Source organism: Nocardiopsis flavescens, assembly GCF_900141985.1.
In the GTDB taxonomy this organism is placed as follows: Bacteria; Actinomycetota; Actinomycetes; order Streptosporangiales; family Streptosporangiaceae; genus Nocardiopsis; species Nocardiopsis flavescens.
Genome location: NZ_FQZK01000029.1, coordinates 49,060 through 58,288 on the forward strand (window position 1 = coordinate 49,060; position 9,229 = coordinate 58,288).

Consider the following 9,229-nt stretch of genomic DNA (forward strand, 5'->3'; position numbering starts at 1 on the left):
GCGCTCCCGCCTGCCGGTGCCGCCCCCGCCCGGCCCGCCCTCGACCGCGGGTGCACACCTCGCCGACCCCGCGCGGCCTCCCGGCGCCCGGCCCTCACTCCGGCAGCACCGCCCGCACCTCCTTCAGGGCCCGCTCCAGCTCCGCGGACGAGGCCGGGGAGGACAGCGACAGGCGCAGCGCGGGCGCCGGGTGCGGGCCCACGGCGAACGCCTCCTCGGTGGAGACCAGGACGCCGCGCCCGGCCAGGTCGCGCGCGACCGTCGCCGGCCGCGGCTCGCGCGGCAGCCGCAGCCAGCCGAAGTCGGACCCGGGGTGGGCCCGGTAGTCGAGCCCGGTGAGCGCCCGGGCCGCCAGGCGCTGGCGGCGGCGGGCCCGCGACCGCCGCTCCTGCTCCAGCCGCTCCACCGTCCCGTCCCTCAGCCAGCCGGCGGCCAGGGCCGCGACCAGCGGGGGCACGCCCCAGGTGGACGCCCGCAGCGCGCGGGTCAGGCGGCCCCGCAGTGCGGACGGCGCGACGAGCGCGCCGAACCGCAGCCCGGTCGCGAGGTTCTTGGACAGGCTCGCCAGGTACACGGTGCGCCCGGGGGCCAGGGACCGGACCGGCGGCGGCGCCCCGGGGTCCAGGAAGGCGTGCGTGCCGTCCTCGACCAGCACCAGGCCGTGCCGCCGGACCAGGGCGGCCAGCGCCAGGCGCCGCTCCCCGTCCATGACGGTCCCCAGCGGGTTGTGCACCGTCGGCATCGTGTAGACGGCGGCGACGGAGCGCCGCCGGCACAGGGCGTCGAGCGCGCCGGTGTCCATGCCGGACGGGGTGTGGGGCACGGGGGCCAGCTCGACGCCGTGCAGGCCGGCGGTGAGCTTGACCCCCGGGTAGGTCGACTCGTCCACGGCGACGACCTCGCCGGGGCGGGTCAGCGCGCGGACCGCGCTGTCCAGGCCGTGCTGGGCGCCCGCGGTGAGCAGCACCTCGTCGGGGGCGGCGTCGATCCCCGCGCCGAGCAGGTGGGTGGCCACCGCCGCCCGGTCGGCGGCGCGTCCCCCGGGCGGGGGCTGTAGGAGCAGGGACCCGGCGTCGCCCGCCGCGGCCAGGCGCCGCAGGGCCGCGCGCAGGTCGGAGTCCTGGCCGGGGGAGAGGGGCCGGCCGAAGGACAGGTCGGCGACCCGGTGCTCCCGGGGGACGCGCGGGGGCTCGGCCCCCGCGTAGCCGCTCTGGTCGCGCACGAAGGTGCCCCGGCCGGGCTCGCCGACCACCAGCCCCGCCCCGGCCAGCTCGGCGTAGACCCGGGTGGCGGTCGCCAGCGCGACGCCGTGCTCGCGGGCCAGGTCCCGGTGGGTGGGCAGCCGCGTCCCGGGCGGGAGCCGCCCGTCGCGGATCCGCGACGCGAAGCCGTCGACGATGGTCTTGTATCGCGCGTGCGCCACCGGTGCCCCCGATCCTGTATCCAGGACAATGCCGAGATCGTAGCGGGTCCCGGGGCTAGCGTGGCGGCATGGAGCAGAACACGGGCCGCGCGCCCGCGCCGCACGACGGCGACCTCCCGGTACTGGCCTACCTGGAGGGCGTCGTGTCCGGCGGGCCGCCGCCGGGGGACCCCCTGCCGATGCGGTACCCGACCGCGATCTCCCGGCTGCTGGACTTCGAGATCGTCGAGGTGGGGGCCGGGACCGCCGCCGTCCGCGTCGTGGCCGACCCTGCGCTGCACGGCAACCAGCAGGGCACGGTCCACGGCGGCTTCCTCGCGGAGCTGGCCGACGCGGCGATCGGCACCGCCAGGTCCACGCTGATCAGGCCGGGGGAGTCGTTCACCAGCATCGACCTCAGGGTGGTGTTCCTGCGCCCGGTCTGGTCGGGGGAGCTGGTCGCCCGCGCCCGCCCCGCCCATGCGGGGCGCACGATCACCCACTACGCCTGCGAGGTCGTGCGCGCGGACGGGAAGACCGTCGCGACGGTCACCAGCGCGGTGATCACCCTGCGCGGCGACGGCGCTTTCGGGAGGTGAGGTGTGGGGGCGGGCGCGGGTGGCGGGGCCTGCGAGGTGGCGGTTTTCGCCCTGACCGGGGCGCCGAGGCACAGCCGGTCGGAGGACCGGGGACCTGGCCATAGCGGGAGGGTGTCGCTCCCCGCTCAGGTCGCGGGGGTGAGAGCTCGACCGGAGTTCTCCGAAAGCTCGGCCGCTTGGGGTGGGCGGCCAGCGGAGCGTGGACCTGGCCCCGGCGCGGTCGGGGTGCGGCAGAGCGGCGGGCCGGTGCGTTGGGCGCGCGTCCGTGGTGGTGGGGGTGTGTTCCGGGGCTGGGTCGAGCGAGGCGATCCCAGCTCAGCCGCTTGGGGTGGGAGGAATGCCCCCTGCAAAGGGTGGTGGGCGCGAGGAGCGGCCCGTACGTAGAGCACACCCATGCCCTCCTCAACGCAATGGGGGGTTGAGCGTGCGCTGTCTTGGGGCCCCGGACACAGCCGGTGAGCGTTGATCGCCACCCCGGCTCCAGGGGCTTGACGAGGGCGTACTCGGCTCCGCGGACACGCGGGGGTCAAAGCCGCGCGTACCTGCCCCGCCCAGCCAGTGGCGGTTGTCCACCCACTTGGAATGCTCAGCCTCAGCCGGAGGGTGTCGCTCCCTGCTCAGGTTGTGGGGGTGAGAGCTCGACCGGAGTTCTCCGAAAGCTCAACCGCTTGGAAAGGGCGGCCAGCGGAGCGTGGACCTGGCCCCGGCGCAGTCGGCGCACGGCAGAGCGCAGGGTCGGTGCGTTGGGCGCGCGTCGCCGGTGGTGGGGGTGTGTTCCGGGGCTGGGTCGAGCGAGGCGATCCCAGCCCAGACACAGCGGCGGGAGGAATGCCCCCTGCAAAGGGCGGGGGGCGCGAGGAGCGGCCCGAACGTAGAGCACACCCATGCCCTCCCAACGCCGTAGGGGGTGAAACGTGCGCTGTCTTGGGGCCTCAGACACAGCCGGTGAACATTGATCCATGCCCCGGCTCCAGGGGGTTGACGAGGGCATATCTCCCTCCGCGGACCCATGGGGGTGAAGGCCGCGCGTACCTGCTGGCCGCGCCCCTGGGGGTTGTCCACCCGCCTGGAGCGCCTAGCCACAGCCGGAGGGCATCGCTCCCACCGCAGGTCGCGCGGGGTAGGGCCGCGCGCTCTTGTTCGGCCCGCCGTAGGGGGTTTCGGGGCACGCTCCCGCGTGCTCCGCCCGAGGGGGTGGGACGGACGTGGAGGCTTCCAGGACGGTCACCCGTTGGGAAGGGCGGTCTGTGGTCGCGCCCGTCCAGAACCTTTGGTTTCCAAGACGCCCGCCGCTTGGGAAGGTACAGACCGGCGGAGCCGGATCCGCCCCCACGATGCGACGGGCGGCAGACGGCCGGGCGGGTGCGTGGGTCGCGCGTGTGGGGTGGTGGGGGTGTGCTGTCCGGGGGCGGGTCCGGGCGAGGCCTGCCCCGCTCGACCATCTGGAAAGGGAGGAAGGGTCCGCCCGCGCAGCCGCGGTTGCTCACGACCTCGCTTGGAACACCAGCCCCAGACGCAGTAACCAGCACCAAAGCACCCTCCCGCACCACGACGCACCGAGGCCGCGAGCACGCAGGTGCGCGCGGCCCTCACCCCCGCGCGGCTAGGCGAGCAGGTCCGCGCGGCCTTACCCCGCGCGACCTTGCGTGGACGCGACACCCTCCGGCTGGGGTCGGGGGCTCCAGGCGGGTGGACAACCCCCACTGGCTGGGCGGGGAGGGTACTCGCGGCCTTCACCCCCAGGGGTTCGCGGAGCCGAGTACGCCCTCGTCAACCGCCTGGGGTCGGGGTGGCGATCAATGCTCACGGGTTGTGCCTGGGCCCAGAGACAGTGCACGCTCAACCCCCCATTGCGTTAAGGAGGGCATGGGTGGGCTCTACGTACGGGCCGCTCCTCGCGCCCACCACCCTTTACAGGGGGCATTCCTCCCGCCGCTGTGTCTGGGCTGGGATCGCCTCGCTCGACCCAGCCCCGGAACACACCCCCACCACCACGGACGTGCGCCCAACGCACAGCCTCAGCAGTCTGCCGCCCGCCGACTGCGCCGGGGCCAGGTCCACGCTCCGCTGGCCGCCCTTTCCAGATGGCTGAGCTCTTGGAGAACTCCGGTCGAGCTCTCACCCCCGCGACCTGAGGGGGGAGCGACACCCTCCGACTGGGGCCGGGCGCTCCGGTCGGGTGGAAAACCATGTGGCGCAGGCCCCGGTCCGCCGACCGGCTGTGGCCTGGCGCCCCGGTCGGGCGGAAAACCACTACGGTGCAGGCTCCGGCCCACCGGCCGGCTGTGGCCTGGCGCCCTAAGTGGGGGACGATCCGCGCCGTTCCGTTCCGGGTTCTCAAGCGCCTCCCGCACACGCCGAACGGAACACGGCGCTCTTCACGGCGGGTCAGTTCCGTCCTTCGCGGACGTCCTTCCCCTGTTCCGCGAACGCCTTGAAGTCCTGCATGTGCTGCTGCGACTGCTTGTGGAAGGAACCGGGCATCACAAGCCCCACCAGCCGCATCAGCAGGCCGCTGAACCGGTATTCGCTCTCGCTCTCCCAGAGTGTCGTCTCCGGACCGGTTTCGGTCAGCCGATCGCGCACGACGCTCCACATGCCCGCGCCGGCGGTCTCGCGGTCGAAGTGGACGACGACCTCCCGGGGGATGTCGTGCAGGTTTTCCGGTTCCCGGCGTGTGACCGTTTCGGTGAGCTCGATCTTCTGCCGCCCCGCCTCCATCACGACCCGTGACGTGGTTCCGAGCCGTCCGTGCATCCCGTCCACCGGCTCGTGCAGCACGATCCCCCGCAGCCACTTCGGTATGTGCGCCGGGTCGGCGAGCAGTCGGGCCACCTGCTCCCGGGGCAGGGCGATCTCGATCGAGTTGGTGTACTTCACGGCGCGCGTTCCTTCCGGGTGCGGGACTACAGGTCGTCGTGCTGCTCGTCCCGACCGCCGTGGCCTCCGTGCTGGTCGGCGGAGGGGTCTGGGCCCCGTTTCGCGGTCGGCGCTTTTGACGGGCGGCGGTGCGGCGGACGCCGGCCGGCCCACCGGAGAACGCAGGTCAGGTCGGGTCGGGCGCGTAGAACCCGGTGGTGGCCTCGACCGCGGCCGCGACGTGCTCCGGTTCGCCGCCGGCGGCCAGGTGGGCCTCGCCCCAGGCCGCGGCGCTGCGCCGGATGAACTCGCGCGCTTCGGCCGACTTCTCGACCATCTCGTGGTCGACGGGCTCGACCCCGGCCAGCAGCCGGGCGAGGGAGAGGAGGCGCAGGTCCCAGCCGACGCCGCCGGCACCGGGGCCGTACGTCGGGAAGAGGGGTTCCCCGACGGCCGCCGCGTGGATGAGTTCGAATTCGGTGTCGCCGGCCGGACCCGGGGCCAGGCGCAGTTCCACTTCGCTCGTGCCGGGCCACGCGTCTGCCTCAGGGCCGTAGAGCCAGGACACCCTGAGCAGGCGCGGCGGCTCGCATCGGAGGATCTCGCCGTGCTCGCCTCCGTCCAGTTCGAACCTCCCGCCGAGCCGCAGGTCCCCCGTGACCGGGTTCAGCCACCGGCCCAGCCGCTCGGGATCGGTGACGGCGTCCCAGACGTCCTCGATCTGCGCTCGGTACCGGCGCCGCACCTCGATGGTGTAGGCGTCGCCGGCGGGCAGGCTGCCCTTGCCCATCGCCCGGCGTGCGGCGGCCAGTTCATCCAAGGCGTCCTTCATGTCATGCTCCTTGCGCTCGGGGATCGGTCTGGTCGGTGCCGGCGCTGTTGTCGGTGCTGGTGCCGGCGTCGGACTCGGATACGGCCGGTGGGCCGGGCACCCCGCCGGGCGGGGTCCGCGCTGCGCGCCTGCCCCGGGCCAGTTCGGTTTCCAGGGCGTCGAGGCGCTGGTCCCAGAACCGGCGGAACCGGTTCAGCCACGCGTCGACCTCGCGCAGCGGCGCGGGCTCGACGGAGTAGAACCGGCGGGCGCCCTCGGCCCGCACCGACGCGATCCCGCTGTCGCGGAGCACGCGCAGGTGCTGTGAGACCCCCGGCTGGGAGAGTCCGAACTCGGCCCGGATCACGTCCGTGATCGCGCCGGAGGTCTGCTCGCCGTCGGCGAGCAGTTCCAGGATGCGTCGGCGCACCGGGTCGCCGAGGATGTCGAATGCGTGCACGGTCAAGGATTGTAACAGATTTCACTTATATAAGTGGAGGCGATGTTTTCTGGTCGGGGCTCCGGGAGGTGGGGGCCTCGGTGGCGGGGCGGGGCGGGCGTGCGCGGGCTCGCCTTGCGCGACCTGAGCTTGGAGCGACAGGGTCCCGCTGGGGCTGGGGAATCCAGGTGGGTGGACGACCCCGGGTAGCGCGGACCGCGGGTACCCGCGGCCTTACCCCGCGCGACCTGGTGTGGGAGCGGTACCCTCCGGCTGTGACCGGGGGCTCCAGGTGGGTGGGCGACCCCCTGTGGTGCGGCCGGCAGGTGCGCGCGGCCTTCACCCCCGTGGGTTCGCGGAGCCGAGTACGCCCTCGTCAACCGCCTGGGGTCGGGGTGTGGATCAACGCTGACCGGCTGTGGCCGGGGTCCCAGGACAGTGCACGTTTCACCCCCTATGGCATTGGGAGGGCATGGGTGGGCTCTACGTTCGGGCCGCTCCTCGCGCGCCTGGTCCTTTGCAGGGGGCATTCCTCCCGTCTCAAGGGCTGGGGTGGGATCGCCTCGCTCGACCCGGCCCCGGATGACACCCCCACCACTGGGGCCGTGCGCCCAACGCACCGACCTGGAAGTCTGCCGCCCGCCGACTGCGCCGGGGCCAGGTCCACGCTCCGCTGGCCGCCGTTTCCAAGCGGTTGAGCTTTCGGAGAACTCCGGTCGAGCTCTCACCCCCGCGACCTGAGCTGGGAGCGAAACCCTCCGGCTATGGCCGAGGTCGCGGCCATCTGACCGGCTGTGGCCGGGCGCCCCCGTTCGGAGGAAAACCACTGCGGCACAGGCCCCGGTCGGGTGATCGGCCTGGGCCGTGCGCCGTGGGTCAGTCGAAGAGGTCTTCGGTGCGGGTGATGTCGAGGGCCCTGTCCAGCCAGGTGTTCAGGGTGTCGAGGTCGCCGCAGGAGTTGATGCGGGTGCGGGCGTCGTCGGTGACGGTGAGGCCGCGTTTGTGCAGGACGCGGAGCACACTGCTGGCAACGCCTTCCCTCCGGCCCTCTTCTCGGCGCTCCTTCCGGCCCTGTTCTTCACCCAGGCCGACGTACTTGCGGGCGAAGTCGCTCTGCCATTCGTAGGTCTCCACGGGCATCAAGCCCTCCAGTTCCTTACGGGCCGATTGTCGCGTGGTCTTTTTCAGGAGGCATTCCGCCCGCCTTGAGGGATGGGCTGGAATCGCCTTACTCGCCCCGGCTCTGAGCGACACCCCCACCGCTGTGGACGCGTGCCCAGCGCACGGCCCTGGCACACTGCCGCCCATCGGCTGGGACGGGATGAGGTCTGCGTTCCGTTGATCGCCCACTCCAAGCGGGCGGGCTTTTGGAACGGCTGGAGTTGAGGTCTCACCCTCTGCGGTTGGAGGCCCCAGTGTGTAGGGGTTGTGGCCGTGCGCCCCGGGAGGGTGGGTCCTCCCGGGGCCAGGGCCGGGGCGTTGTGGAAAAGGAGTGGGTCAGTCGAAGAGGTCTTCGGTGTGGGTGATGTCGAGGGCCCTGTCCAGCCAGGTGTTCAGGGTGTCGAGGTCGCCGCAGGAGTTGATGCGGGTGCGGACGTCGTCGGTGACGGTGAGGCCGCGTTTGTGCAGGATGCGGAGCACGCTGCTGGCAATGCCCTCTTCCCAGCCTTGTTCCCTGCCTTCTGCCCGGCCTTGCTCCCTGCCCTCTGCCCGGCCTGCCTCTCGGCCCTCTTCCCGGCCTTGCTCCCTGCCCTGTTCTTTACCCAGGCCGACGTACTTGCGGGCGAAGTCGCTCTGCCACTCGTAGGTCTCCACGGACATCAAACCCTCCAGCTCCTTACGGGCCGCCTCGTTGAGGCCGGCCAGTACATAGTCATAGTAGAACGGACGATTCGTTTCACCAGCGGAATCCAACGCCTCCACCAGTGCTTTCAGCACCCGGCCGTCGTGGTCCCCGTGCGCGTGCGCGGACAGCACCGTCAACTCCGGCAGCTCCCGCGCCCGGTCGGGATCGGTGATCACCGGGGTCTGCTCGGGGCCGATCACCAGCGGACGCAGCACGAACCCCGGGTGTCCGATCTCGATCGGCCCCGCGCACCAGGCCGCGGAGGGGCGGTCCGGACAGAGCACCACCAGTACGGCCGGGCAGCGCAGCCGCCCGTACAGGGTCACCAGGTAGGCGGGCCAGCTGAACCGCTTCTCCGTGCTGGGCCGGTGCTGGCGCTCCACCACCACGGCCAGGACGTGGCGTTCGCCGTCGCGGAGCAGGACCGCTCCGTCGGCGTTCCACTCCTTGGGGTCGCAGTTGGTCAGCGCAGGGGAGGTCAGGACCGCCTCGGTATGGGAGGGGACCGGATACCCGAGGGCTTCGCGCAGCAGCACCGCGACCGTCTCCGGGCGGTTCTGGATCAGCCGGAGTGGGATCTCATGGGATCGGCTCGGCATCGAACTACTTTCCGTGGTCGTGTGGCAGAGGCCGCGGGCCGCCGTCCTCGGTCGGGGCCGGGGCGGCGTTCGCGCGGAACGGATCACGCCGGCGATCCGATCTGTTCGGGGTCGGGGAATCACCGGTCATGTCTCCGGGCGTTTGTGGGCGTCGCGGGGTCTCTGTGTTCGGTCGTCGAGCAGAGGTGGCGCGATGGCAATGACGATAGGGAACGTTGTGCTCCGGCTGTGCCGGAAAATTTCTTCGTACCGATGTTCTTGCAGGTAGGGGTCGTGTGAGGAATTTTTCCTTTTGTCCTCGCCAAAGGTTCTTATCGGGTCATAAGTGAACGAAAAATCCCCCGACCTGGAATTCCAGGTCGGGGGATCGGGCTGTTGCCCGGGCTCGCGTTTCATCGGCGTGGGTGTCTCGAATCCGGGTGTGCTCGGAATCGGTTTCATCCGGATCGTGCGAAAAGCGACGGCCGCCCTCCTCGGGGGAAGGCGGCCGTTTTTCAGATCCCGATGGGGTGCCAGACGGTTTTGGTCTCCAGGAACGGGGTGATCCGCGACAGGCCCGGATCGGGATCGGCCCAGACGTCCTCGCCGCCGTCCGCGTCCGGCCCCGGCCGCACCACCCGGGTCAGGGTCTGGGCCGCGGCCCGCTCGAACGCGACCGCGTCCTCCCCCGCACC

At 72.2% G+C, this 9,229-nt stretch carries 7 protein-coding genes and 1 pseudogene; 1 reads left to right on the plus strand and 7 read right to left on the minus strand.

Going from position 1 to position 9,229, the window contains the following annotated elements:
• Positions 1–94: 94 nt before the first annotated feature.
• Positions 95–1,423 (minus strand): aminotransferase-like domain-containing protein, encoded by a 1,329-nt coding sequence (locus BUE45_RS28000; RefSeq protein ID WP_073383890.1) that lies wholly within the window; start codon positions 1,421–1,423, stop codon positions 95–97.
• Between the two features lie 68 nt (positions 1,424–1,491).
• On the opposite strand from BUE45_RS28000, the gene BUE45_RS28005 reads away from it, so the two are divergent.
• The gene (locus BUE45_RS28005; RefSeq protein ID WP_218619601.1) at positions 1,492–2,001 is read left to right on the plus strand and encodes a PaaI family thioesterase; all 510 of its coding nucleotides are present in this window, start codon (positions 1,492–1,494) and stop codon (positions 1,999–2,001) included.
• 2,388 nt (positions 2,002–4,389) lie between these two features.
• On the opposite strand, the gene BUE45_RS28010 is transcribed toward BUE45_RS28005, so the two are convergent.
• The 6 genes and pseudogenes from BUE45_RS28010 to BUE45_RS28035 form a co-directional block, all read right to left on the minus strand.
• Positions 4,390–4,881: an SRPBCC family protein gene (locus tag BUE45_RS28010; protein ID WP_073383891.1), complete on the minus strand. Its 492-nt coding sequence runs from the start codon at positions 4,879–4,881 to the stop codon at positions 4,390–4,392.
• A gap of 166 nt (positions 4,882–5,047) precedes the next feature.
• On the minus strand, positions 5,048–5,692 hold the full coding sequence (locus BUE45_RS28015; RefSeq protein WP_073383893.1) for an SRPBCC domain-containing protein: 645 nt from the start codon (positions 5,690–5,692) through the stop codon (positions 5,048–5,050).
• Between the two features lies 1 nt (position 5,693).
• Positions 5,694–6,131 carry an ArsR/SmtB family transcription factor gene (locus BUE45_RS33940; protein WP_073383908.1) on the minus strand — a complete coding sequence of 146 codons (438 nt, stop codon included), beginning with the start codon at positions 6,129–6,131 and terminating at the stop codon, positions 5,694–5,696.
• An 855-nt stretch (positions 6,132–6,986) separates the two neighbouring features.
• Entirely contained in the window at positions 6,987–7,250 is a 264-nt protein-coding gene (locus BUE45_RS28025) for a hypothetical protein (RefSeq protein ID WP_073383894.1), read from the minus strand.
• A gap of 357 nt (positions 7,251–7,607) precedes the next feature.
• Entirely contained in the window at positions 7,608–8,555 is a 948-nt protein-coding gene (locus tag BUE45_RS28030; protein ID WP_073383896.1) for an RpnC/YadD family protein, read from the minus strand.
• Between the two features lie 494 nt (positions 8,556–9,049).
• Positions 9,050–9,229 (minus strand): annotated as a pseudogene (locus BUE45_RS28035) (aldehyde dehydrogenase family protein); the annotation flags it as partial.

Excerpts from the sequence above, each read along its gene's own strand:
- BUE45_RS28005 (WP_218619601.1), top strand. The coding sequence starts at position 1,492 with ATGGAGCAGAACACGGGCCGCGCGCCCGCGCCGCACGACGGCGACCTC.
- BUE45_RS28025 (WP_073383894.1), bottom strand. The coding sequence starts at position 7,250 with ATGCCCGTGGAGACCTACGAATGGCAGAGCGACTTCGCCCGCAAGTAC.
- BUE45_RS28015 (WP_073383893.1), bottom strand. The coding sequence starts at position 5,692 with ATGAAGGACGCCTTGGATGAACTGGCCGCCGCACGCCGGGCGATGGGC.
- BUE45_RS28030 (WP_073383896.1), bottom strand. The coding sequence starts at position 8,555 with ATGCCGAGCCGATCCCATGAGATCCCACTCCGGCTGATCCAGAACCGC.